We start from the raw sequence: 23,922 nt of genomic DNA, 5'->3' as shown, positions 1-23,922 counted from the left end.
AACGGCTTGCGTGCCTGCGAATTCACGAATGCCGTTAATCGGCTTGTGAACACGTTTAGCTATTGATGTACAAAATTACGCCAAGAGCCGGCAGCAGTAATATCTTCGGATTGACCGGCAATGTAAGCCTCACAGATGAAACCCGACACTTCCGTCCCATCGGCAAGCTCGACCTTGCCAATACCAAGCGGCGCAGGTATTCCTGCGACGAAAGCTCCGAACGAGGCTATCGGCATCTCCCACACTTCAAGCGTAATCGCTGATCCGCCCTGCTCCTGCTTAATCATACCTGGCTTCGCAGGTGTCGTCGGCAGCTTGACGAGCTTATATTTCGGCGCACTCTCGGTCTCACGCACGAATACAGCGCCGCACGCTTGCATTTGCTTCTCTAGCGGGAAGCCCCGCATATGCAGACCGCATACCGCGACATGCATCGTCTCGGTGTTTGAGGAAACGGTAACTTGCCGCGTTCCGCCAATTGCATCGGGAACGGCTTCAGAAATTGCATTGGGAACGGCTTCAGAAACAGCAATACTGTCTCCCGCTTCTGTCGACGTCTCAGCGGATGCTTCCGTTTCAACAAACCGCTTCGCCGTGCTGCACAGCAGCGTCTCATTCACTGCCGTTGCGAACATCGTTATGCCGAAAGGCAAATCTGCATCCGCCTCTCCCGCTTGGAGAGCAACCGCGCACAGATCGAGCAAATTGCAATGGTTCGTGTACCGTCCCATATCGCTGTTCGTCGCAATCGGATTGTCGCGCACTTCATCGCGCGACCATGTGCCTCCGCAAGTTGGCAGGACAAGCACGGCATCTTCAAGCAGACGATGTGCAGCTAGCCTCAAAGCTTGCAGCCGGTGAGCCGCTTGGAACACAGATGCTGCTGTATAAACAGGCGACGCACCAGTGCGCAGCACTTGCTCCGTTACCGGGAATACATCGCTCGGATTCGCTTCAACGAAAGCTCCGAGATCTGCCCATCGCTCCGCAACCCACGGACCGCCGTATAGAATCGACGCCGCTTCATTGAACAGATCTAGCTCGATCTCGACAAGCGCTATTCCAAGTTCGCTTACACGATCCAGCGCCAGTTCCCATGCTTCGCGATAGGCGGGTGCGAACGGCCCATAGAACGCAGGCGCTTCAATCGGCACGCACAGTTTGGAGGGCAACTGACCCGTCAGCGGCTGCGGAATATTCCGCGACCAAGGATCCGTTGCCTCTGGGCCGCGTGCGATTAGGTCAACTGCTAGCGCATCATTCAAGCTGTGTGTGAATACAGTCACACAGTCCAAGCTCGCGCAAGCCGGCACGACCCCTTTGGTCGGCCAAGCGCCAAGACTCGGCTTGTAACCGACCAAGCCGTTCAGCGCAGCTGGTACACGGCCGGAACCCGCCGTGTCCGTGCCAAGCGAGAATACCGCTTGCCCACGAGCAACTGCAACTGCGGAGCCGGAGCTGGAACCGCCGCTAATGAGCTCCTCGCGGAGCGCATTATGCGTCTCTCCATACGGGCTGCGCGTCCCGACGAGCCCAGTGGCGAACTGGTCGAGATTTGTTTTGCCGATTGGAATTGCTCCTGCGTCGATAAGCCGCTGAACGACGGCAGCGCTCGAATCCGGTGTATAGGCGAACGTCTCGCAGCCAGCAGTCGTAGGCACACCGGCCAGGTCGATATTATCTTTAATGGCGAAGGGTATACCCCACAGCAGTGAGCTTGCTGCATCCACGCGAGAGAGCTGATCCAGATAAGGCTGAATGAGCTCCGCAGAAGGCGGTGTTATCCATATATTCATCGCTTCGTCTCGTGACGATCGTCGAATTACTTCTGCCACTACTTCAGCCGGCGTGATTCGCTTCGCGGCGTATTGTTCTCGCAGCCAGTCCATCGTCAATTGTTCTGGCCATTTCACAGTTCCTGTCATACTGGCGTCACCTCTCTTGCCGTTTCTTTCACAAGACCAACAATTAGTTGTCCTGCGTGCACCTCATCACCTGGCTTCACGAAGATGGAAGCGACAATGCCGTCACAAGGAGCTGTCTGCGAGAACTCCATCTTCATGCTTTCCTCAATAATGAGCGTTTCGCCTTTCTTCACTTCTTGGCCTGGCTCTACGAGCACCTTCCACACACTGCCTGGCATCGTGCAGCGTACAGCAATCGTCCCTTCAGGCAGTTCATCTTCGGCAGATTCTTTACCCAGATCAGCCGATTCGGAGACATACTCCGCCAAGCCTTGCGACTTCCAGCTCTCGCGTTCAGCTGTGAAAGCTGCTTGCTGTACTTCGCGGAACGCTTCAGCACTTTCCTCGATTGAGTTCAAGAATGCAAGATAATCGCCTAAACGGAACGTCGTTTCGGTAATATCCGCTTCAAACCGTCCACGCGTAAAATCCTCTCTCAATTGCAGAAGCACATCCGCACTGACCGGATAGAACTGGATTTGATCGAAGAAGCGAAGCAGCCACGGCTTGCCTGTCTCGAAGCTTGCCGACTCGCGGTTAAGATGGTTCCACATTTGAATGGTACGTCCAACGAATTGATAGCCGCCCGGGCCTTCCATACCATAGATACACATATAAGCGCCGCCTATGCCTACAGCATTCTCAGGCGTCCAAGTCCGAGCCGGATTATATTTCGTCGTCACAAGACGATGACGAGGATCAACCGGCGTTGCTACCGGCGCGCCTAGATAAACATCACCAAGTCCAAGTACGAGGTAGTTCGCGTCGTACACGATACTCTGCACCTCGTCAATACTATCCAGCCCGTTAATGCGGCGGATGAACTCGAGGTTGCTCGGGCACCATGGCGCGTCGGGACGGACATTCTTCTGATAGCGATCAATGGCGAGCTGCGTCGCTGGGTCATCCCATGAGAGCGGCAGCCGCACGATCCGCGATGGTACCGTGATAGAAGAAAGATCCGGCAAGCTGCTGTCGAGCTCGAGAATACGTTCGCACGCTTCAAGCACGTTTGTCTGCTTAGGATCAATATGAACTTGCAGAGAACGAATGCCTGGCGTCAAATCAAGAACAGGAATCGTACCACTCGCTTCGATTGCCTGCATGAGCGCATGCACTTGAAACCGCAGCAGTAGGTCAAGCTCCATCTCGCCATATTCCACGAGGATATTCTCATCACCGCTGCAGCGAACCGTTATCGGGAAGCGGCGATTCTCCGTCTCTTGAGCAATTAGCGGATACGAAGGCTCTGGCTCACGCTCCGGCTGTGGCAGTGTTACCGTTACTAGCCGATGCCACTGTGCGAGACCAATCGCTTCGAGATTACTCTCTTGTTGCTTGCGCAGCTGATCCGCTTCCGCAAGCGTCAGCAGCTGGAAGCGAACACTGTCTCCAGGCTTCAATTGGCCGAGCTTCCAGAACTCAGCGGATGCTGTCGTTACCGGGCAGACGAAGCCGCCTAAGCTTGGGCCGTCAGGGCCGAGCAGAATCGGCATGTCTCCGGTCAGATCCAGCGTTCCGACCGCATACGCGTTATCGTGAATGTTGGACGGATGTAGTCCCGCTTGACCGCCATCTTCGCGAGCCCAATGTGGTGCTGGACCGATAAGGCGAACACCGGTACGGGAGCTGTTAAAATGCACTTCATAGCGTGTATTCGCCAGTTCCCTCAGATAAGTAGGCTTCAAATACTCACCCGTGCAGTGAGGACCAGGAATGACGCCGATCGTCCATGAGCGGGTCATTGACGGGCGGTCCAGCTCATGCAGCTGGATATCGGACCGCGGATTGCTGCCGCTCCGGTTCACGCCAAGCACGTCACCGGCACGCAGCGCGCGACCGCCGTGCCCGCCGAAGCCGCCTAGTGTGAATGTCGCTGAGCTGCCGAGTGTCTGTGGCATATCGAGGCCGCCGCCAATGAGCAAGTAGCTGCGCATGCCGCTATTCGCTTCGCCGTAGCTAAGCAGTTGACCTTTTCGAACAAAGATCGGATGATACAATGGAGCCTTCGCTTCATCCAGCATCGCTTCCATATCTGCGCCGGTTAGGCAGATCCACATGTCATCCCGGAACCGATACGAGCCACCGCGCAGTGTGAGTTCAAGCCCAGAAGCATCATCCGCGTTGCCAAGCAGCTTGTTGCCGATGCGGAACGATAACGGGTCCATCGGACCGCAAGGCGGTACGCCGACGTCCCAGTGTCCGATCCGGCCAGGGAAATCCTGAACCGTCGTCTGTACGCCTCCGTCAACAACTTCAATCGCATGCTCGGCTGGCTCGAAGCCATTCAGTAACTGTGTATATACATGACCGCTCAAGCATTCCTCTTCTCCAAGCAGCGCCTTCACATATTGCAAATTCGTCGTAATCCCATAAAGCCGGGTGTCATCGAGCGCTTGAATGAGCTTACCGATTGCATCCAATCGGTTCTCCCCATGAACGATAATCTTCGCCAGCATTGGGTCGTACAGTGTCGTCACCGTAATACCATCACGAATCCATGTTTCGATGCGAGCATGCTCGGTGAACCTTGCTTTGTCTACTTTCCCAGCGCTCGGTCGGAAGTTCTGCAAGCAATCCTCTGCATAGATCCGCGCTTGAATGCTATGTCCCTTCGCCGGCTGCACAAGCGATTCAATAGAAGTAAGCTCATCTGCCGCTTCGCGAACCATCCATTCCACGAGATCCACGCCGAGCACTTCTTCCGTCACGCCATGCTCCACTTGAAGACGCGTATTTACTTCAAGGAAGTAGAACTTGCACTCCTCGGGATCATACAGATACTCGACGGTTCCCGCACTGCGGTAACCAACCTCAGATGCCAGCCGCTTCGCTGAAGCAAACATCGCTTGCCGCACTTCCTCGGATAAGTTCGGTGCAGGACTCTCTTCGATGACCTTCTGATTGCGCCGCTGAATGGAGCAGTCGCGCTCGCCTAGTGCAGCAACTTCTCCGAAACGGTTGCCGAAGATTTGCACCTCGACATGACGTGCCCGCGCAATATATTTCTCCAGAAAAATACCGCCGTTCTTGAAGTTCGTCTCCGCCAAGTGGCGCACACCATCGAACGCCGCGCGAAGCGCATCCCCGTCATTGCATACCCGCATCCCGATTCCGCCGCCACCAGCAGTGCTCTTCAGAATGACCGGATAGCCAATGATTTCCGCCTCAGCAATCGCCTCATCCAGATCTGTAATAAGCGCAGTTCCAGGCAGCATCGGCACACCGGCGCGCTCTGCAATTTCACGTGCGGAATGCTTGAGGCCGAACATCTCCATCTGCTCAGGCGTAGGTCCGATGAACACGATACCGCGCTCCCGGCAAGCGCGTGCGAAGGAAGCATTTTCGCTTAGGAAGCCGTATCCAGGGTGGATCGCCTGTGCTCCTGTATCAATCGCCGTTTGCAGAATACGATCCATATCGAGGTAGCTTTCCTTCGCCGCCCCTGCACCAATGCATACGGCTTCATCTGCTCCGTCGACATGTTGGCTGTCTTGGTCGGCGATTGTATACACAGCGACCGATTGAATGCCTAGCTTGCGGAGTGTACGTTCAATTCGAACGGCGATTGCGCCGCGATTCGCGATTAGAACTTTCGTAAACATAAGGTTCCCTCCCGGATTCTCTTCTCTATGGACTTATAGGGCAAATAATCTATGGATTCCACACCAGTACCCGAATCGGGGTTGGGTTATAAGCGTTGCACGGATTGTTGAGCTGCGGACAGTTGCTGATTAGCACCATCGAACGGCAAAGCGACTCTAGCTCGACATAGCAGCCTGGCGCGGATACACCATCTGCGAAGCGTAGTCCACCTTCCGGTGTGACCGGCACATTCATGAAGAAATTTATGTTCGGCGCAAGATCGCGCTTCGTATAATTGTAGCCTCCGTCATGTTTGGCAAGCTGAAGCATGAACGTATCACGGCAATTGTGCATGTGCAGCTTATCATGCGAATAGCGAACCGTATTGCTCTGCGCTGAGCAAGAGCCGCCAACCGTATCGTGTCTCCCGCATGTATCGGCAACAATTCTGAGCAGCTCCTTGCCGGATTCCGCTCGCAACGCAGAGCCTGTTGTCAAGTAGATATTGCCTTGACCGGCGATAGTCGCAACTGCACTGTAATGATCGTCCGGATTATCTGCATCGAAGAACAACGTATCTGCTGCTTGGTTACCCTCCAGATCCATAATGCGGATCACCTGACCTGGCAGCAATTCTTTCATCCAGCCATCCCCTGCCGGTACAATCTCATCTATAATAGCTGTCTCAGCCTGCAGCTTACTCTCATATCTCACAAATGCGGTCATCTCATATTCCTCCTTCGAATAATGGCGGCGGGTTTTAAGTTACTAGCGACCTGCGAGCAGATAATATTCCGCAGTATTCTCGAACGCCCTGCGGTTCTCACCGCGGAAGTTGTAGCAGTAATCCGTTGCCGGGTCGAGTGTCGGAGCTTCTAACACTTCGAGCTGAACGGATGCGATAGGATAGCTCGTCGTCGGATTAAGCGGATTCGGCGTATTCGATAGGACAATGAGTACATCCATGTCGGTGCGAAGTGTAACTGTAGCGCCTTCCTTGCAATGGCCGGCGTCATAGATCATTCTGCCTTCCTCATCGCAGTACACTCTAGAGAACAGGTTAATGACAGGCCCAAGGTCACGAACTGCAAGCCCGCTGCGGATAAGCTCCACGACCATATTCTCGTAGCCGCTGTGCAGCCATTCATTGCGAAGCTGCTGATAATTCGTTGTACCATATTTGGTATCCGTACTGGCCCGAGTCGTCAGACCACTAATCGTGTCATGCCAACCGAGCTCATCCTCTACAATGCTCGCAAGTGCGCGACCGTTGTCGCTCATCAACACATGGCCGCGAGTCAGGTGCGCCGTGTATTGTGCTTTGAGCGTATCCGGCATATTGTAGCGCTCCGCCAAGTCGTTTGCGTTAAATAACATCATCGCCAGATTGGCGTCGTCTTGCAGTGACGTAAACCGAAGTAACCGTCCTTTGCTGATCGTGCCGGACCATTTGTCCCCTGGATTCATCGTCTTGCTCCATACCGTTGTCATCCTAATGACCCCCTACGAATGAATGGTTATATAAACAAAAAAGCCAAGGAGATGTTCTCCCAGGCTTTTGTCCTTCCGTGTTATACAGCGTTCGCGCGCCGTACACTATCTCTCGGACCAGCTTGATGAACGCAATCACTCATCAACGGAACCCTAGATAGCTTTGTCATTCTCGATGGGCTAATACCTGACATGAGAACCGATATGCAATTGTTAAAACCTGCTATTGATTCGTATTATAGGGGGAGCAACAGAAAAGTGTCAACACTTATGTTAGGTAATATTACATTAACGTTCGTTAGGATGTTCTCATGCTATGCTAAAAGCCTCTCCCGCAAGCTAGCGAGAGAGGCTTTTATCGACGTATCTATATCCTTTTACCGTTTAGGTAGTGACTTCACATATCGATCCGATAACGTCATCAGCTTCATGATGTAGTCGTAATCCTTGCGGTACGGCGCTAGATCGGTTACCGGCTCTAACGTCTTAATATTAATAGCGGTGCCGTCATCGAAGCCTTGGCCCGGCACGAACAGAATATCATTATTAAAGAACGAGCCTGTCGGCAAGTAATAGCGCATTCCGAATACGTTGTGGTCAATGTTCATCAGGTCATGCCCAAACGCCGTGAACTTCTCCTGCGTTAGCGAGATACCGAGCAAATTCGCTACTGTCGGCATAATGTCGAGCTGGCCGCCAACCTGCTCCACCACTTTGCCATCTGTCGCTCCTGGCAAGTGAATGATGAGCGGAATGTTGAACCGGCTAACCTTCGGATCATACTTGACGCCAAGTGATTTGCTCACCTGCTCAGGATCATTGTCATTCGGCTGTAGGCCGAAATGATCGCCGTACAATACGAGCACCGTATCGTCCCACAGCCCGTCCGCCTTCAGTCGGTCAATGAGCGTACCAATAGCATAATCGGTATAGTTGACAGCAAGCAGATAGCTGCCAAGCTGCGTTCCCTTGAGTTCATCCGGGAGCGTCATCTTCACTCGATCCACCGGCACATCGAACGGGAAGTGACTGGATACCGTTATGAGTTGCCCGTAGAACGGCTGCTTATCAGCCGTCAGCTTCTCCGTCGCTACACGATAGAGCTCTTCATCCGACGCGCCAAAGCTGTTGAAATGATCATTCGTATAACTCGGCTTATCATAGTAATGATCGAAGTTCAGCGCCGCGTAGAGCTTATTGCGGTCCCAGAACGTCACGTCATTAACGTGGAATGTGTTCGCATTATAACCGAATTGCTGCAGCAATCTCGGCAGACTCGGAATGATTCGATCGCCATATCCGGTCGACATTGCGATCTTCGCCGTTGGGTAGATCGACGTATTCGACATAAACTCAGCATCAGATGTGTTACCTTGCCCAATCTGCTGGAATACATGTGGGAAATACAAGCTTTCGCCAGCCAGCTTATTAAGCACAGGCGTTACTTCTTTACCGCCAAGCTTTAGATGGATCGGAAAGTTCTGGAACGCCTCCATCTGAATGATGATGACGTTCTTCTCCTTAGCCGCCCCGAAATAGGCTGGAGTGCCATTCTGAGGCTTGTCCTTGTACGGATAGGTCGCTTGGAGGTCGTTCACCTCTTTTACAATATCAGCCGTATTCCCTTCCGACGCGATACTTTCATCCCGCTCAGCCTTGATGACAGCAGAAACTTGATAATTCAAGAAGCCTTCTTGCTCCGCTTCAACCAGCTCGTTCTGAATTGGCATACCAAGCTGAATGAAACGAGCGGATAGCGCGACGCTGACAATAAAGAGCACCGTTAGCACTACTCGATACATCGGCGCTGTCGTCGCAGCTGAAGCTTTACGGCCACTGTCACGTCTTCCGCGCGAACGCAGAATGATAGTGACAACCCAGATGACAACCGCGAGTGCAATGTCAGTGAAGAAGAGATAGTGACTGTACTGAATGGTCGACTCGACGCTTGATTTAATCTTCGTCACTTGGTGCAGCTCGTACAGCGCCGTATACGTCGGCACCGAGCCAAAATGCTCGAAATAAACTGCTGACGAGAACAACAGCAGCGAGTAGATTACATTCACGCCGCCATATGCGTACTTCTTCAGCCGCGCAGGCGTAATAAGTTCTACCAGAGACAAAATGACGAGTACAGCCGATAGGTCTGCAGCAATGCGGCTCCATTCAATGCCGCTAAATAGAAAATGACGCAGCAGCGCCATTTTCAGGACAAAAACAACGATCGCAACATAAAACAGCGGAATTCGCCCTTTGTTGCTCTGGTTAAGAGCGAGCAGCTCCCGCCTGTTCCCGAGCGGTAAATAACTCATAATTGTTCGTCTTACCTTCTTTCCGTTACATACTGAAGCGTTGGCGATATCCACACTTGCGGCACAGCTCTTCGACCACTTCTCTGCGCGAAAAACCGTCATAAAGCTTGTTCGCCCGCTCCCCTTCAATGATCTCGCCGAACGGCTTCTCGTGAATATTGCCAAGATTAATAACACCTTCACCGTCAAGGCAGCAAGGTACCACCGTTCCGTCTACAAGAATGCCTGCTTGATTGCGAAGTCCGTGACAGAAGCCTACTCCTTCGTCTTCCTTCTCCTTCAAATCCGGCCACTTAAACTCATGATCATGATTCACGTAGATACGATCGGCGATCTTGACGCCACTGCCTCGTTTAAACTGATCCATGATCTTATAATCGAGGTTAAACTCGCGCTCAATCTGATCGAGAATGACCTGATTACGGCTGCGTTCCATGTTCGTCGTATTATCCTCAGTCAAATTCCATAACCTAAGGGAGACGAGCATATTGGATGTCGCAACCGCCTCTTTGGCAAAAGAAAGCACGCTCCCGACATAGCCTTCTTTATCTACCGAGCCCTCATGTCCATCAAAGCTGTGCAGCGAGAAATTCATCTGCCGAAGCGCTGGCTTACCGAGAATTTTATGCTTAGCCTTATGAAGCAACGTGCCGTTCGACGTAATATTAACCTTAAACCCGCGCTCGTGACTCAGATCCAGCAGCTCGTCGATCTTCGGATGCAGGAGCGGCTCGCCCTTCAAGTGAAAGTAGATGAATTCGGTATGAGGCCGAATTTCATCGAGTATCTTCGTAAAGGCGTCTATCTTTATAAAATTAGCCTGCCGCTTCGTCTGCGGACAGAAAGAGCAAGCAAGATTACACACGCTCGTAATTTCGATATAGAACTTCTTAAACTTTTTCATCCGCGTTACGCCCCGTTCATGACACTCCATAATAACTTTCCATCCGATAACATCCCTCCATTATAAGCGGCACATGCTCAGACTGTCCACTTGGGAGCACTGGAAGACGTACCAAGAAAGCGTTGACACTTTCGAGGAAGTCGTTCTATAATTACTATTCATGCTACTTGAGAACGATTATCAAAGAGGTGTGCGAAAGTCCATGAATCATTCTTCGATCGATTTCAAAGCACTGGAGTCTTTCTACATACAGCTGTCGCCAGAAGGCTCTTCATCGCCATCATTCGTTATGCCAGCTGCTGACATGCTCAGACCTGATACCGCACGTGAAGCTTTACTGTTTACCGGACGCATCTATAAATCGCTTGGCTACGAGCTTGCAGCCTCGCTGATTGGAACTACGCTCTTTCGCTTATGCGCTGGAATGATGGTCATTATGGCGAGAAACGGCGTTGCGCTCGACTTGTCTCTTGAAAATCTCGAGCTGCAAATCAACGATCTTGGCGAGTATGCAGGCTTCGGTTTCCGAATCCGCGAAGTTATCACCACCTCGCTCCCTGCAGACCTGGAGTCGCGCGATTCATTCGTTCGTGAAGCCCTTACGAAGCTGTTCGAGCATACAATTACTCCTGCTGTTCAAGGCATTGCCGCTGCTGGAAACGTCAAGCCAGGGATCATTTGGAATCAAGCCGGAAGTCTAATGATCAGCTTCTCTAGCTCCTTAACGAATAAGGAATCTGACGATGAGGCACTTGCGCGGTTCCGACAATATCAATCCGTGCTGACAGAACAGCTGAGCGGAGAGCTATTCGGCAGTCGGCGCAATCCATTCGAGCATAAGCCGCGCTATATTGATAGTCCTTACCAGCAAGGCAGCAAGATAATCATTCGTTCTGGCTGCTGCATGTTCTACTGCCGCGAGAACGGTGACAAGTGCTACAACTGTCCGAAGCTGACGGATGAACAACGTGAGGAACGCAGATTGAAGATCACTAGCGCATCATAACAAACAAAGGACCTTTCGCTTCTCACGCGAAAGGTCCTTTTGTTTATAAATGGCTGTGGTCAGGCTATCTCGCCTTCGTCTTGCTGTTCTAGTTTATTGATTCCACTTGGAGAAATTCTCTTTACAGAAGCTTTCAATGAACTGCTCTTCCTCTTCCTCCAGATCAAAGTCTAGATAGTTGCCGCTGCCCCGCTCGTGAAGCTCATACTTCACAACGCTGGACTCCTCGCCATCTACACGGAAGATAACTCTGACATAGACGCCGCTCTCAGTATAAAGCTCGTCATCCTCTTCAATGTCAAGATCCAGTCGGAACTCATACCGATCGCCAATAACGATGCCGAACGGGTCTTTAATTTTATTAACCTCAAACTCTGTAATCGTAAACATACTGTCATCCTTTCGCTGCAAACGCCTCTGGTATCACTCTATTATAGCACGCCTTCCAGCTTTAGTAGCATTTCCTTCACGTCCATGCCTCCGCGATAGCCTGTTAATGAGCCATCCTTGCCTACAACACGGTGACATGGAACGACGAAGAGCACCGGATTCGCGCCAATTGCTGTACCTACGGCACGAACCGCCTTCTCTTTGCCGAGCTCCGTGGCGACATCCGAGTACGAGCACGTACGCCCGTGCGGGATATGCTGCAGCGCTTGCCATACTGACATTTGGAACGGCGTTCCGATCAGGTGTAAGGGCTGTTCGAACTGCTGAAGCTGACCACTTAGATACTGTCGGAGCTCCTCGCAATAAGGAGTCATAACTGTATCGTTCTGCTCGGGTTGGTGTCCAGGAAATCGCTTCTGCACCCATTCGCTTAGCTCAGCGAAAGGCGCATTCGGCGTACCGACATAACAAAGCCCTTCATCTGTTGCAGCCACGTAGAGCCGCCAAGTATCATGGTGAAATATCGTCCAATAAATGCTGCTCAATGTAATCACCTATCCCTTAATTTATCTAAAACGTCGCGTGAGAGCGTGAGAGCATTATTGCTGCTGTCTGTACGCAGTCGGCGAGCAGCCTTCTGCCTTCTGAAACACCGTCGCGAAGTGCGCGGCGTTCGGAAATCCGACTTGCGCTGCAATCTCCCGGACCGGCAGCGCCGATGTGCGAAGTAGCTGCTTCGCGGCTGTGATCCGCGTCCGACTTAGCCGTGCGGCCGGCGATTCGCCTGTCATCCGCTTGAACGTCCGGTGCATGTGATAAGGACTCACATGCATTAGCTCTGCCAGGACTGGCAGCGTAAGCGGCTCCTGATAGCGAGCTTCGATCACTTCTTTGATCGCAGCCGCCCACTCTTCATCAGGCAGACGCATGCCGTCAGGCTTACATCGTTTGCATGGCCGGAAGCGGTCAGCCAGCGCGTCCGCCGCTGATTCAAACAGCCGCACATGCCCTGGGAGCGGCGATCTAGATTTGCACGATGGCCGGCAGAAGATGCCCGTCGTCGTGACTCCATAATAGAATTGACCGTCATAGGCGGCATCACAATTGACGATCGCATTCCAGCGCTCATCGGTCATCATTTTCGCTTCACCTCTTAGCCAAGTATACCCGCTGTACCTACCTGCATGTAAGTAGCACCAGATGAAACAGCAAGAATAGAAAAGCCTCCTACTTCAAAAGTATGATACTCTCTATACACAGCCGCATTTGGCTAGGAGGTGCTTCATTTGACGATCGGAGATTATTCCATTCAAATTAAACCGCCGTCCGCGTTCAGCTATGACCGCACGGTTGACTATTTAAGTCGCTCCGACAAGGAGTGCATGTTTCTTGTGGAGGACCGAATGGTAACAAGACTGATTACCACTTCATCCGGCCCCGTTCTGATTCGTCTGTCATCACTTGTGGACGGCGGCATAAACCTCGAATTCCCTTCTAGAGCAGCTGATGACAGCGACCTCACGGAAGACATTCGCACTGAAGCCGCAGCCTATGTGCGAGATTGGTTTGACTTGGATCGAGATCTTGCACCCTTCTTTGAGTTGGCTGAGCAGGATGATCTGCTTCGGGAGTGTGCAAGTAGATTCTATGGCTTGCGTCTTGTTGGCATCGACGATCTGTTCGAAGCGATGTGCTGGGGCATTATGGGACAGCAAATCAACTTGCCATTCGCCTACACGCTCAAGCGGCGGTTCGTAGAAGAATACGGCGCCTATCAGGACTATGAAGGCAAACGTTACTTCACTTTCCCTACACCTGATACCATCGCGCGCCTTAGTTTAGAGGACTTAACACCCATGCAGCTAACGACGCGCAAAGCCGAATACTTAATTGGCACTGCCAAGGAAATGGTCGAGGGGCGGTTGTCCAAAGAGCAGCTATTGGCGCTAGGTGATTTGGCGAAGATTGAAAAAGCACTGACGAGCATCCGCGGAATTGGTCCGTGGACCGCCAACTATGTGCTCATGCGCTGCCTTCGCGTGCCCGCGGCGTTTCCTATCGCGGATGTTGGACTTCATAATGCGCTCAAGCTGCTGCTCGATAGAGCTGATAAACCATCCATCGCAGAGATCAAAGAACTATCCGCCGGCTGGGGCGACTGGAAAGCATATGCAACGTTCTACTTGTGGCGATTGCTGTATTAAGAGCTGCGTGGACCAAAGGCAAACCGCGTTGTAGGTGAGTTCGTTCAAACGCGTCAGCCACTATCACTGGTTCCACTCGCCAGGCATTAACAACTCAACGAAAACCCACAGCCTGCCAGCCTAACGGAAGCAAATCAGTTAACTTATAAAGGCGACACAGCAGAATGCTGCTGTATCGCCTTTATAAGTTTCCTTTCTCTCGCCCACATCAGCCGATCGTACGAAAATCAATTGCCGCAGGCGGAGGAAACAACAGCTTCGCCTCTTCGATGCGTTCCTGCGTCAGCTCCACACCTTGCTGCATCGCCAGCTTCTTCGCGTTATACGCATACCAGAGCTGAATGATCAGCGTCTCCCCTTCCCGGATGACTGCGAACTCCGACATAAACAGCTTCTCCATAAACGCATCATGCCCGAGCTCCAACGCGGCAGCACCGACAATGATTTGGATGCGGTCGCTATCATAGTACGCCTGCGGGAGCGACTCATAGATGCTCCAAGCTCGTTCGAACGCTCGATGCTGAATAAGAAGTCCCAGGTATTCCTCCACAAAAGCTCGATCCGGAAACGAACCGGATACGGCATAAGCTTGCTCATAATAACTTAGCGCCTGCTCATACTCCCCCTGCTGACGCTTCACTACAGCTAAATTTCTATAAGCCCAAGCTGAAGGAGCCAATCGAAGCGAAGCTGCCCATGCGTCTATTGCCTCAGCCTCCCGCCCTCTCTCATAGAGCATCACACCGTAATGCAAATAGGCAGTCCATGTCTGACCCGCGCCAAGCGATTGCTGAATACTGGCGCTAAGCCTGTCCATCCATTCCTCTTGAACCATCCAAGATGAAGGAACTTCATTTACATCATGAGCAGGCAGCTCACCTTCCCGGAGCAGCGCCATCCACAGCTGCTGCTGTGCACCCAAACTCTCATCCGCAAAAGTAAAGCCTTGCGGGATCGAGCGACCGTCCTCACTCTCTCTGCGCAGCCGTTCTAAAGCTCCCCATCCCGATCCGATATGCAGCAGTGCTTCAGGAGCTTTATCCGCGAGCGACCGATGCTTCGCATGCGTGACATATACGTCATCTTCGCTGAGCACTTCATCAATCCGCGACTCTACGTATTGACGGGCTTGCTCCCAATCTTCCTGATAAACGCGATCCAAGTCAGCATCGCCCAGACCGCCAATTAGCTGGGTAAACTCCCATACCGAATCAGCAGGCATCTCAATGCCGTGCAGCTGCGTCGGTGCAAGACCCGCCTGCACCTCGATATAATGACCTTCGCCCGGCTTTGCGAGGAAGTCACACCAACGTCTGCCGCCAATGTGAGCGCCCCAACAGAACATTTTCCGATAGCGCAGCACAGAAGTTGAACGCTCGAAGAACATTCGTCCATCCCCGTAAGCAACTGCTTCCCATGGCGATCGTTCGCTTACTGGCGTCTGGAAGAAATATTCGCTCGCGTACGGGAACGCCATCGGATACGACACATCGGCATTCGGCACCGCAGGCAAATACGGCAGTCGATCCGCACCATAGCCTCGCTGCTCAGGATCTATGTAGATGACATCACCTGTTCCCGAGAACACGCGCGACTTCTCCGATTCTTCGACCGCAATGTTCGTCCACCAGTACATCGGAACCGCAGCTGTCTGATCGTTCACAATCCGCACATAGACGCCGAGCTGCCCCACTCCCGGCGGAAGATGGAAGTCGATATGCCAGAACAAGCCTTTGCACCGTTCATACTCATACATCCGCAGAAACTCATTGCCCTCATCGTCGCTAAGCTTCGCCGCATGGAGAGGCGAACATGTCGTGAACGTATGTCCCACTTGCCCAATGTTCCATTCAATCCCTCCCGAGAACCACGCGTTCAGAATCGCCAGATTCGCCGGCTGAAACACCGGATTCTTGTACAAAAGCTCTCTGCCTGTCGACTTCTCTTGCAACGAATAGAGCCTCCCGCCATACTCAGGCAGGAATACCGCTCTTAGTATGTCGTTCTCCAGTACGATCGTCTTCAGCTCCATCGCATCGCGCTTCCGCGAATACCGGTCCTGAATGCGGTATGGCAAATACCTCTCCCCTGTGTTCTCGCCCATATGAAGCTTCAATTCCGGCGTCAAGCTGCCATTGTCGGTGACGACGCGATGCCGCTGACTGCTTCGGAATATCGGCAACGGATTTTCCCCTTCGAGCCTTGCACCTTCAATCGTTAAAGTGGAAGTCGTTACTTTCATGCTTCACCTTCCTCTCCTGCTTATGCTTTTTCAGCTCCGACGGTCAAACCAGCAATGATCTGCTTCGATACGAACAAATAGACGATAAAGCTTGGAAGGAAAATGATCATACACACTGCGTAAATGCTGCCTCCATAGTTGCCTGTATTTGCGAACGCGCGAATTAGGCCGCATCCATCAATGGCTGCAGACTCCTCAAATTCTCTTGGGACCGACGAGAAGAAGCCCGTTAAGAAGAAGACTGCGAACGGCACATTCGTACGTACAAATATAGATCAGTATTAGTGTCAGGATGGAGCCGGTGAGCTTCAGTTCGACGAAGCTGGAGAATAACGGGATCGAGATGAGGATGCTCGGAATTGCCAGCGAGGACATAAACATCATGCTCGCAAGCCCTCGCCCCCTAAAGCTAGCGCGCCCCAATATGTAAGCGGCTGGAGCGGCTACGAGGATAATTCCGATGTAGGCTGTCACGGTGTATATAACGATATTCGAAAAGTAACGTCCGATCTCCTGCTCCTTAAATAAGTTTACATAGTTCGAGAAATGAACGCCGCTCTTCTGCAGCGAATTCGTGAAACGTCAACAAGTGCACGATACAGAGAAAAGCCGCCAAATGGCGGCTTTTCTCGTTCCCAATAAACTAAATATCAAACTCGGATTTCGGCTTACGCGGCGGCTTTTTAATTTTATTTTGAACGGCAGGCAAGTGTCTCATGCTGCGATGCATTGGACCTTTACAGATCGGACAAGCTTGCTCGCCCTCATTCGCAAATTCCTCTCTTACCCACGCTTTACACTCCGCATTTTTACATTTCCAAATCTTTGTCGCAATTAGCTTCGGTTTCTCTTCTTCGGTGATTGACAACTTGTAGTTCATCCTTTCCATCCCATGCTCTTCATGATGCACAAATTATTTCGATTGACCATCTGGCCAATCGTGTTATATTATCTAACATGTAAGTTTAATTCACATGTTGATGACAGAATAGCTAACTAGAACAGGCCGAGAGTACATGCAAAGGAATGCTGCCTATGAAAGAACAAGCGAAGCTTCAACAAAATTTATCCCTTCACCACATTGTTTTTCTAGGCCTCGCCTGGATGACTCCAATGATTTACTTCTCCATCTACGGCATCGCGTACGAAGCTGCGGGAGGCATGCTGACACAAGCCTATCTCTTCGCATTCATTGCCATTATGTTCACAGCTTACAGCTACAGCATGATGGCGAGAGCTCATTCGACTTCCGGCTCTGCTTATTCTTACGTGAAGAAAGCGATTCACCCCTATCTCGGGTTTCTTGTCGGTTGGGCGCTGCTGCTGGATTATCTCTTCTCGCCAATTATCGCGTGCCTTACGTTCGGCATCTACATGCATGCACAATTCCCGGCCATTCCCGCTTATATGTGGATGATCGGGCTCAATTTGCTCATGACTGCCGTCAACATTAAAGGCGCAACTTTCTCAGCGAATCTATCCAAGCTGTTCGTCCTTCTTCAAATGTGCTTCATTGCGCTGTTTTGTATACTGCTAATCCGAAACTTTTCGATGCATACAACAGCTTTAGAGCCGCTTCTGCAAACACAAGTCCCCATCACCACGATACTGACAGGCGCCTCCATCATCTGTTTCTCATTCCTCGGCTTCGATTCCATCACGACGATGACGGAAGAAACGAAGGATGCACACAAGAACATCCCAAGAGCGATCGGCATTATTATTGGTGTTGCGAGCGTATTATATATCACGCCATCCTATTTGACTCAGCTTGCATTACCCAAAGCAATCGCATTCGTAAATCTTGATGCAGCAGGTCTTGAAATTGTGCAAAAGGTCGGCGGAGCAGCGCTTGGATCAGTCTTCATCATTGTGCTCTTATTCGCCATCTTTACGCAAGGAATCTCTTCCGTCTCCAGTGTATCGAGATTGATGTATGTGATGGGCCGGGAATCTATTCTGCCAAGCCGCTGTTTCTCTTATGTACATCCCAAGCTGAATACGCCGATCGTGAATATTTTAATTGTCGGCATGGTATCTCTGCTCGCCCTCGTGATCTCACTCGATGCAGCTGTCAAATTCGTTAATTTTGGAGCACTTACCGCTTTCTTCTTTGTAAATTTAGCAGTCATAGGGCACTATTATATCAAATTACGACAAAGATCGACAGTCGAAACGATAAAGTTTCTGATTATCCCCGGCATTGGCGCGATTATTATCTTATGGCTCTTCGCTCTGCTTAGTAAGGACGCACTGCTTATGGGCTTCGGTTGGCTGCTCTTCGGCATTATCTATCATGCATACCGGACGCAAGGCAATACCTTCAAATCAATGATCTTGCGCAGCAAGATACGGCTTGAAAGATCAAAGAGCGCCCTCTAGAGGGCGCTCTTGTACGTTCTATAGTCTAACGAATGCTTAGCTTAGTCATTCACCGTGTTCGGCGCAGCGCCGATGCTACCGTTGTCGATCAAGCTCCGAATGTCCGACTCAATTGCCGACGGTTCTGTCCGAGCAGAATACTGCTTCACGACCTCGCCATTCGCGTCCACGAGAAACTTCACGAAGTTCCATTCGATATCGCCAGTCCGATATGGAGCCGGAACCGCTTCAACCAAATACTTGTACAACGGGTGAGCATCGTCACCTTTCACATCGATCTTCGCGAACATCGGGAAAGTCACCGAATAGTTCAAATCGCAGAATGATGCAATTTCTTCATTCGTGCCAGGCTCCTGCAGGCCGAATTGGTTACAAGGGAAGCCGAGTACGACGACATCCTCCGCCTTGTACGCATCATAAATGTGCTGAAGCCCTTTATAGTGAGGCGTCAATCCGCATGCGCTCGCCGTGTTGACAATCAGCACTGTCTTGCCTTTGTAAGCCGATAGCGATTGCTCTTCGCCAGTAATCGTCCGGACCGTGAAATCATAAATACTCATGTGCAGACACCTCCTGAAATACGATCATAGTTTGTATCTAATTAAATTGTATAAAATCATTGTAGCCTATGAGCGTAACAGGAGCAACCCCAAAGTTCATGCAGCCCTACTTATTACGTTCACTAGCACAGTTGTTTCTGCAGCAGCCCTGTCAACTCGTTCATATCCTCATAGCGATGCGGCCTGACTCCTGTTGGCAGTTCATCCCCGCCGTTTGTCCTACTGGTCAGAATGACCGGAACTTCGCAACCATACGCATATCCGATTCGAAGCCACATCTCCCCACTCGGCTCCGACACATCCGCAATGAGCAATTTCACTCTCGCAAACTGCTGCAGCACAGACTCTATCGGCTTCATCTCGAGCTTCGCGCTCCGATCTTCTTCATGCAACTTGGGTGCATAGCCGAGCTGGATCAGCCTCGGGAAGATGGCATCCATCCATTCGCGCGCTTCCTCCTCGCCCCCAGTGAGTACAACAAGGCACTGCTTGAGCACCTTGCCTGTGGCGTGCGCTGCTGCTTCGACCCAGCCCTTCTCCGTCAGCTTGAGCGTCGAGCCAATGCGTTCGATGAAGCCTTCTTCCTTGAGCTTCTCCGTAATATAGACGAACTCTTGCAAATTCGGCGAATAAGTCAAATTATAACTTTGTGCAAACTGACTAATGACAAGCGGCTCATTCGGTCCACTGGTATGGCGGTGCAGATAGCGAAGCAGGCGAATGCCCTTATCCTCGCTCGTGACCGGGAGCTCCGGCGATTGCAGAATACGAATGCGGTCTTCAAAATCCAGGACGACCGCCTCTTCATTATCATTCTGCTCGCGGATATAAGCAGAGATCAGCGGAAACGTGCTTCGCTTCTCCGTATAGGACAGCTGACGGAAGGGTTCAAAGCTTCCCTCTCGCAGACCATAAGCGCCGCCAGGCGCACAAATGCAGCCGATATACCACTCGCATGATCCCTTTCTCTTTACTTGCACGAGCTCATCGCAAAATAAACAACGTTTCGATTCCATATGTTCCATTCCCTTTATCACCTCTCACTGAAAGATTCGTAATCCTTCGTGCATAAGAGGGTGCAGAGGGGATTAAGCTTTTCTCATGATCCACCTGTTACGGATGCTAGCTGGACTTCAGCGGCTCTCGTGAACACTCCACAAACGCCCATCCCACCGCACCTCATCGCCAATCGCCGCGTTGTCTGCGATTTTGTCCCGTGCGATCTCTATCAGCTTGTCGCTCACCTCAATGACCGCGCATTGCTCATGAATGACCATCACCACGCCGAGCCGGATTACCGTACATTTCACAGTATTTGCATTGTTAAAGTTATCCATGCAATTAAAGCACCTTCTTATACGTGATTTCACTTCATCGTTACACATTGGTTCTTTGGTATGAGTCGATTTCTATCCGCATAGCATGTACTATAACCTATACATTGGGGCGGATGAAGCATGTCGTGGCGGGATGAGATCTCTGAAGATGCGAAAGCAATTCTTGATACCCTTGTAGATAGAAAAAAGAAGTATGATCGATATAAAACAGAGTATCGAGCGCTCACCGTATTTGCATTCGCACTCACCTCATTGTTTCTCATCTTCATCTACATTAATATAGCACGAGTTGGCAAAGAGACTGATCTACTTCAATTTGTCGATCACATTATGAGCAATTCCCATTTTATGCTTGTTTTAGCTTTAACGATTGCCTTACATTCTTATCAAAGGTTAGTGAAACATCTTCTTGAAAAGACTAAGAAGAAATATGAAGAGTTGAGAAAAGAAACGATCGACTGGTTTCGAACGTCTTGGTGGAAGAGTATGAGTTCGGAAACGATGGACCAAATAACACGTGATATGGGTAAACAAGGGATTAATATTATTAATAAAAGTTAAAATTTTAGTTTGCAAATCGCAAAAGAACCGTTGGCATGTACATCCGACGGTTCTTTTATGATTTGTAACACAACCGATTAAAACATGCGTATCCGCCTTCTCCAAAAGCATCGTATCCCACTCGTAATGCGGTTGTTTACCGTATTTGATGGCTTGGATGTGATATCACAGGCAAAATCATATCGAAGCAATCGCCGATGATTTCCGTCATCTCCCGGCGTTGGCGCAATAGCGCGTCGCGGTCGAACCGGTCTGCCTTCAGATCGTTTTCCAGCAGGCGAAGAATCCAGGCGGAGTAAATGAGGCTGTACAAATGGTAGTTATATACGAAATCCGGTGGCGCGTTCCAGCCCAACTGGGTCCTTTGATCGATATACTGATGTAACGCATCTAATCTGGTTTCTTTGTTTATCCGGATCTCGTACCTTGGCGTGGCCATATCGAATAACGTATAGAAATCCCAATAGATAGAGTTGATCTGAATGAATTCCCAGTCCAACACGATCAAATCATCGACGCGTTCCAATAGATTTAAGCAATGGTAATCCCCGTGGCAAACGACCTGTTCATCCGGAAACGAACCGTTAACCTCCATCAATTTTCGAAAAAAGAGCTCCGTTTGTTCAACCGCTATTCCCGTGTTCTGCAGAAGCCCGGCATATGTAGCCCAATCATTGAGAAGATCTTGCATCGTTTCATCGATCAGCGGCATAAAGCTCTGTTGCTGCTTTTGGATCGTGTCTAGCGGCAAGCTGTGCCAGCTTGCCATTTTATTGGCCGCTTTGACTCTTACCTCATGATTGAAGACCGGCTCAATCCGGCCCATGTCTTCGAAAATCATCCAAAATACGTTCGCCTCTTCGTCGATTCTGCTGGCCAGCAGTTTCGGAGAAGGAACGTTTTCAAGCCGCGGAAGCACTACGGATTGCAGCCAAAGCTCGAATTGAATCGGCTTTCTGTCCTTGGACGGTTTAAAGATATAGCTTCTTAACCCTTGCTCGCTATCGATCCAAAAACGGGTTAAGCTTAAACGGTCGACGTTTTTTTGTTTGCTGATCTCTTCCGTTTTGACAACTTTCGATTCGTCTAAATGTCCGTCTGGCGTAACCAAGATTAAAAAATCCATCATCCGTCCGTATTCCCCACCTTATGAAATATTCGCCCATCGAGAGATCGTAGGTTCGCCGTCCCATACGACCTTGCTCTCAGCTTTGCGTTTCAGTATCTCGGGCTCTTCCAACAATAAGAAGAAGTTTTTCGTCGGCAGTGGGCCCAAATCGTGCTTCTCGGATAATAATTTCAAGAACGGCTCCATGTCGGACAGCGAACCGGACAAATTATCCCCCGATGCCGCGAACGAATACAGCGTACCGGCGATCGGCACGCGTTTAACCGCATGGTTCTCGGATACACGCAAGTAAAAGTCCCAATCCCAATAGTGATAGACTTCTTCATCAAACATGCCGATTTGATGATGGATATTTTTGTGATATAAACAGCCCGATGCCACGAAAGTCGAAAAGCTTCTCATCGCTTCCCGATCCGAGTCATAGGCGAACAGCGACCTATTCACTGGTATTCTTGTTTTTCCGACCGTTTCGTATTCAACGATTTCCGCATCCGAATAAACCAGATCGACGTCGGCGATCCGCTCGAGCATCGTCTCCACATGAGTCGGCACCAACAAATCATCATCGTCGCATAACAGGATATAATCGCCCGAAGCTCTACGGATGCCTTCGTTTCTGGCAACGACATGCTTGGCATTCTCTATTAAATGAATGACGACGATGTTCAACTCCGGGTATAACTGGCTCACGAAATCGATATTTTCACCATTGTCGTTGATGATAATGACCTCTAAATGATTGTAGGTCTGGCGATATAAGCACTCCAGCAATTCGCAAAGCGCGCCAGGACGATTATAGGTAGGGATGATAACGGATATAAGCGGGTTCATCGAAGCACTCCCTTTGGGTTCATTTGGTTCATATTCAGATACGAATAAATCATTTGTTCCGCTTCCAAAAGGTTTCTCGCACGCTGTTTCGTGTCGATTTCCTGGTTATAGGGCTGATCCATCAAAATCGCATTTCTTCCTAGTTCCTGGAACTTGTTAAACGTATCCGGCCGGTCATCGACTAAAATATCGCCCATGATTCTCCACTTCTGCGACGTGAAGACGATGTTATTTTTGTCGATCATCGGCAAATTCTCGGAAATCCACTTTCGTTTATCGTCCGAGGGATTCGTGATTTTGGTCTTGTCCAAAACAAAATCGTCATACGAATGACCGGCCGGTGCATCGGATACGATCACGATTTCGAAACCAGTGTCGATTAACCGTTTAAGAACCTCCGTTGCATGTTCCTTTGGCTTGAGATAGCGAAACAAACCCGGCTCTTGATAAAAATCATAAATTCGGGAACCGCATTCCTTCTTTACGACCTTGCTTAGGTCCCATTGCGTGACATCGTCAATCATTAGAGAATCGTTGTAGCGGAAATTATACCTTTCAATCAAGGAAGATAAGAAGTCGGCAAGCACGTCGTCCAAATCGAATAATATCGTTGCTACATAATTGCGCCTCATCATTGACGCAGCTCCCTCGACTCTAATCAGAAAACATTGCAAATCACTTTCGACAAGTACAGGATCTTCTCCACGTGCGTAATACCAAGTCGCCCTCATCTGGAGGCATATATAATAAATTCTATTGTTGGAAGTTGCTTCTTAAGTGTTAGGGAATAAATGACCATTTCTACGCCTTAGGTCCTATTCCTTCTAAATTTTATCTATTTTTCAAATTTTGTGAAGTTCATCTCTTCTCAATTGCCGCCTTCCACCTTAAACCGTACCGGTTGGCAAAAGCGTCTCAACCTACGTAGCGCAAATAGACTGCGGGAGCATTTAAATGAAGAAACGGACAAGGAGACAGAAATAAACGTCACCTTTGCCCGTATGGGAGAGACTAAAGAGATTAA

General features: G+C 50.4%; 22 protein-coding genes and 1 riboswitch. Of the genes, 4 read left to right on the top strand and 18 right to left on the bottom strand.

The features are described 5' to 3' along the window. Positions 1 to 59 precede the first annotated feature (59 nt). The 6 genes from atzF to BMY11_RS05075 form a co-directional block, all read right to left on the bottom strand. Positions 60 to 1,925 (bottom strand): allophanate hydrolase, encoded by a 1,866-nt coding sequence (gene atzF, locus BMY11_RS05100; protein WP_090573346.1) that lies wholly within the window; start codon positions 1,923 to 1,925, stop codon positions 60 to 62. Beyond that, positions 1,922 to 5,569, bottom strand: coding sequence for an urea carboxylase (gene uca / locus BMY11_RS05095; RefSeq protein ID WP_090573345.1), 3,648 nt, complete (start codon positions 5,567 to 5,569; stop codon positions 1,922 to 1,924). The genes atzF and uca overlap by 4 nt, the downstream gene beginning before the upstream one ends. A gap of 49 nt (positions 5,570 to 5,618) precedes the next feature. Next, positions 5,619 to 6,275 (bottom strand): urea amidolyase associated protein UAAP2, encoded by a 657-nt coding sequence (locus BMY11_RS05090; RefSeq protein ID WP_090573344.1) that lies wholly within the window; start codon positions 6,273 to 6,275, stop codon positions 5,619 to 5,621. Between the two features lie 42 nt (positions 6,276 to 6,317). Beyond that, a complete protein-coding gene (locus BMY11_RS05085; protein ID WP_090573343.1) occupies positions 6,318 to 7,040 on the bottom strand; it encodes an urea amidolyase associated protein UAAP1 in 723 nt (240 codons plus the stop codon). Between the two features lie 54 nt (positions 7,041 to 7,094). Then, a riboswitch (guanidine-I (ykkC/yxkD leader) is annotated at positions 7,095 to 7,208 on the bottom strand. Between the two features lie 209 nt (positions 7,209 to 7,417). Beyond that, a complete protein-coding gene (locus BMY11_RS05080; RefSeq protein WP_090573342.1) occupies positions 7,418 to 9,352 on the bottom strand; it encodes an LTA synthase family protein in 1,935 nt (644 codons plus the stop codon). Positions 9,353 to 9,377: 25 nt separating this feature from the next. Next, positions 9,378 to 10,256 carry a radical SAM/SPASM domain-containing protein gene (locus BMY11_RS05075; protein WP_090573547.1) on the bottom strand — a complete coding sequence of 293 codons (879 nt, stop codon included), beginning with the start codon at positions 10,254 to 10,256 and terminating at the stop codon, positions 9,378 to 9,380. A 202-nt stretch (positions 10,257 to 10,458) separates the two neighbouring features. Here BMY11_RS05075 and BMY11_RS05070 point away from each other — a divergent pair, with 202 nt between their 5' ends. Further along, a complete protein-coding gene (locus BMY11_RS05070) occupies positions 10,459 to 11,262 on the top strand; it encodes an IucA/IucC family C-terminal-domain containing protein (protein WP_177182497.1) in 804 nt (267 codons plus the stop codon). Between the two features lie 93 nt (positions 11,263 to 11,355). Here BMY11_RS05070 and BMY11_RS05065 read toward each other — a convergent pair whose 3' ends face one another. The 3 genes from BMY11_RS05065 to BMY11_RS05055 are packed head-to-tail and all read right to left on the bottom strand — an operon-like array spanning position 11,356 to position 12,791. After that, positions 11,356 to 11,652 carry a DUF6509 family protein gene (locus tag BMY11_RS05065; protein WP_090573340.1) on the bottom strand — a complete coding sequence of 99 codons (297 nt, stop codon included), beginning with the start codon at positions 11,650 to 11,652 and terminating at the stop codon, positions 11,356 to 11,358. A gap of 41 nt (positions 11,653 to 11,693) precedes the next feature. Next, complete coding sequence (locus BMY11_RS05060) at positions 11,694 to 12,206, bottom strand: methylated-DNA--[protein]-cysteine S-methyltransferase (RefSeq protein WP_090573339.1); 513 nt, start codon at positions 12,204 to 12,206, stop codon at positions 11,694 to 11,696. 45 nt (positions 12,207 to 12,251) lie between these two features. Then, positions 12,252 to 12,791: a bifunctional transcriptional activator/DNA repair enzyme AdaA gene (locus BMY11_RS05055; protein ID WP_090573338.1), complete on the bottom strand. Its 540-nt coding sequence runs from the start codon at positions 12,789 to 12,791 to the stop codon at positions 12,252 to 12,254. 147 nt (positions 12,792 to 12,938) lie between these two features. Between BMY11_RS05055 and BMY11_RS05050 the strand changes: the two genes are divergently transcribed. Beyond that, on the top strand, positions 12,939 to 13,856 hold the full coding sequence (locus BMY11_RS05050) for a DNA-3-methyladenine glycosylase family protein (RefSeq protein ID WP_256217301.1): 918 nt from the start codon (positions 12,939 to 12,941) through the stop codon (positions 13,854 to 13,856). A gap of 208 nt (positions 13,857 to 14,064) precedes the next feature. Here BMY11_RS05050 and BMY11_RS05045 read toward each other — a convergent pair whose 3' ends face one another. From BMY11_RS05045 to BMY11_RS05035, 3 genes are all read right to left on the bottom strand, one after another. Beyond that, the gene (locus BMY11_RS05045) at positions 14,065 to 16,098 is read right to left on the bottom strand and encodes a DUF5107 domain-containing protein (RefSeq protein ID WP_090573337.1); all 2,034 of its coding nucleotides are present in this window, start codon (positions 16,096 to 16,098) and stop codon (positions 14,065 to 14,067) included. A 195-nt stretch (positions 16,099 to 16,293) separates the two neighbouring features. After that, on the bottom strand, positions 16,294 to 16,482 hold the full coding sequence (locus tag BMY11_RS05040; RefSeq protein WP_090573336.1) for a hypothetical protein: 189 nt from the start codon (positions 16,480 to 16,482) through the stop codon (positions 16,294 to 16,296). 259 nt (positions 16,483 to 16,741) lie between these two features. Further along, positions 16,742 to 16,978 carry a cold-inducible protein YdjO-related protein gene (locus tag BMY11_RS05035; protein ID WP_256217300.1) on the bottom strand — a complete coding sequence of 79 codons (237 nt, stop codon included), beginning with the start codon at positions 16,976 to 16,978 and terminating at the stop codon, positions 16,742 to 16,744. 155 nt (positions 16,979 to 17,133) lie between these two features. Here BMY11_RS05035 and BMY11_RS05030 point away from each other — a divergent pair, with 155 nt between their 5' ends. Then, positions 17,134 to 18,480 (top strand): APC family permease, encoded by a 1,347-nt coding sequence (locus tag BMY11_RS05030; RefSeq protein ID WP_090573335.1) that lies wholly within the window; start codon positions 17,134 to 17,136, stop codon positions 18,478 to 18,480. 41 nt (positions 18,481 to 18,521) lie between these two features. On the opposite strand, the gene BMY11_RS05025 is transcribed toward BMY11_RS05030, so the two are convergent. The 3 genes from BMY11_RS05025 to BMY11_RS05015 form a co-directional block, all read right to left on the bottom strand. Further along, a complete protein-coding gene (locus BMY11_RS05025) occupies positions 18,522 to 19,040 on the bottom strand; it encodes a glutathione peroxidase (protein WP_090573334.1) in 519 nt (172 codons plus the stop codon). A gap of 122 nt (positions 19,041 to 19,162) precedes the next feature. Then, on the bottom strand, positions 19,163 to 20,065 hold the full coding sequence (locus BMY11_RS05020) for a MarR family transcriptional regulator (RefSeq protein WP_090573333.1): 903 nt from the start codon (positions 20,063 to 20,065) through the stop codon (positions 19,163 to 19,165). 108 nt (positions 20,066 to 20,173) lie between these two features. Further along, positions 20,174 to 20,377, bottom strand: coding sequence for a hypothetical protein (locus BMY11_RS05015; RefSeq protein WP_090573332.1), 204 nt, complete (start codon positions 20,375 to 20,377; stop codon positions 20,174 to 20,176). Between the two features lie 120 nt (positions 20,378 to 20,497). Here BMY11_RS05015 and BMY11_RS05010 point away from each other — a divergent pair, with 120 nt between their 5' ends. Continuing rightward, a complete protein-coding gene (locus BMY11_RS05010) occupies positions 20,498 to 20,938 on the top strand; it encodes a DUF2663 family protein (protein WP_090573331.1) in 441 nt (146 codons plus the stop codon). Between the two features lie 136 nt (positions 20,939 to 21,074). Here BMY11_RS05010 and BMY11_RS05005 read toward each other — a convergent pair whose 3' ends face one another. Genes BMY11_RS05005 through BMY11_RS04995 form a run of 3 tightly spaced genes read right to left on the bottom strand, consistent with a single transcriptional unit; the run spans position 21,075 to position 23,533 of the window. Beyond that, positions 21,075 to 22,067 carry a phosphotransferase gene (locus BMY11_RS05005; RefSeq protein WP_090573330.1) on the bottom strand — a complete coding sequence of 331 codons (993 nt, stop codon included), beginning with the start codon at positions 22,065 to 22,067 and terminating at the stop codon, positions 21,075 to 21,077. Between the two features lie 18 nt (positions 22,068 to 22,085). Then, a complete protein-coding gene (locus BMY11_RS05000) occupies positions 22,086 to 22,898 on the bottom strand; it encodes a glycosyltransferase family 2 protein (RefSeq protein WP_090573329.1) in 813 nt (270 codons plus the stop codon). Further along, positions 22,895 to 23,533, bottom strand: coding sequence for a 5' nucleotidase, NT5C type (locus tag BMY11_RS04995; protein ID WP_177182496.1), 639 nt, complete (start codon positions 23,531 to 23,533; stop codon positions 22,895 to 22,897). The genes BMY11_RS05000 and BMY11_RS04995 overlap by 4 nt, the downstream gene beginning before the upstream one ends. Between the last annotated feature and the right edge of the window lie 389 nt (positions 23,534 to 23,922).

The organism is Paenibacillus sp. OV219, assembly GCF_900110075.1.
Taxonomy (GTDB): domain Bacteria; phylum Bacillota; class Bacilli; order Paenibacillales; family Paenibacillaceae; genus Paenibacillus_Z.
Note: the sequence above shows the minus strand (reverse complement) of the source record. Positions and strands in the feature narration are given on the sequence as shown.

Bases quoted from the DNA above. Each gene is read 5' to 3' on its own strand.
- atzF (WP_090573346.1), bottom strand. From the start codon at position 1,925: ATGACAGGAACTGTGAAATGGCCAGAACAATTGACGATGGACTGGCTG.
- uca (WP_090573345.1), bottom strand. From the start codon at position 5,569: ATGTTTACGAAAGTTCTAATCGCGAATCGCGGCGCAATCGCCGTTCGA.
- BMY11_RS05090 (WP_090573344.1), bottom strand. From the start codon at position 6,275: ATGACCGCATTTGTGAGATATGAGAGTAAGCTGCAGGCTGAGACAGCT.
- BMY11_RS05085 (WP_090573343.1), bottom strand. From the start codon at position 7,040: ATGACAACGGTATGGAGCAAGACGATGAATCCAGGGGACAAATGGTCC.
- BMY11_RS05080 (WP_090573342.1), bottom strand. From the start codon at position 9,352: ATGAGTTATTTACCGCTCGGGAACAGGCGGGAGCTGCTCGCTCTTAAC.
- BMY11_RS05075 (WP_090573547.1), bottom strand. From the start codon at position 10,256: ATGAAAAAGTTTAAGAAGTTCTATATCGAAATTACGAGCGTGTGTAAT.
- BMY11_RS05070 (WP_177182497.1), top strand. From the start codon at position 10,459: ATGAATCATTCTTCGATCGATTTCAAAGCACTGGAGTCTTTCTACATA.
- BMY11_RS05065 (WP_090573340.1), bottom strand. From the start codon at position 11,652: ATGTTTACGATTACAGAGTTTGAGGTTAATAAAATTAAAGACCCGTTC.
- BMY11_RS05055 (WP_090573338.1), bottom strand. From the start codon at position 12,791: ATGATGACCGATGAGCGCTGGAATGCGATCGTCAATTGTGATGCCGCC.
- BMY11_RS05045 (WP_090573337.1), bottom strand. From the start codon at position 16,098: ATGAAAGTAACGACTTCCACTTTAACGATTGAAGGTGCAAGGCTCGAA.
- BMY11_RS05040 (WP_090573336.1), bottom strand. From the start codon at position 16,482: ATGATGTTTATGTCCTCGCTGGCAATTCCGAGCATCCTCATCTCGATC.
- BMY11_RS05035 (WP_256217300.1), bottom strand. From the start codon at position 16,978: ATGAACTACAAGTTGTCAATCACCGAAGAAGAGAAACCGAAGCTAATT.
- BMY11_RS05030 (WP_090573335.1), top strand. From the start codon at position 17,134: ATGAAAGAACAAGCGAAGCTTCAACAAAATTTATCCCTTCACCACATT.
- BMY11_RS05025 (WP_090573334.1), bottom strand. From the start codon at position 19,040: ATGAGTATTTATGATTTCACGGTCCGGACGATTACTGGCGAAGAGCAA.
- BMY11_RS05020 (WP_090573333.1), bottom strand. From the start codon at position 20,065: ATGGAACATATGGAATCGAAACGTTGTTTATTTTGCGATGAGCTCGTG.
- BMY11_RS05015 (WP_090573332.1), bottom strand. From the start codon at position 20,377: ATGGATAACTTTAACAATGCAAATACTGTGAAATGTACGGTAATCCGG.
- BMY11_RS05010 (WP_090573331.1), top strand. From the start codon at position 20,498: ATGTCGTGGCGGGATGAGATCTCTGAAGATGCGAAAGCAATTCTTGAT.
- BMY11_RS05005 (WP_090573330.1), bottom strand. From the start codon at position 22,067: ATGATGGATTTTTTAATCTTGGTTACGCCAGACGGACATTTAGACGAA.
- BMY11_RS05000 (WP_090573329.1), bottom strand. From the start codon at position 22,898: ATGAACCCGCTTATATCCGTTATCATCCCTACCTATAATCGTCCTGGC.
- BMY11_RS04995 (WP_177182496.1), bottom strand. From the start codon at position 23,533: ATGATGAGGCGCAATTATGTAGCAACGATATTATTCGATTTGGACGAC.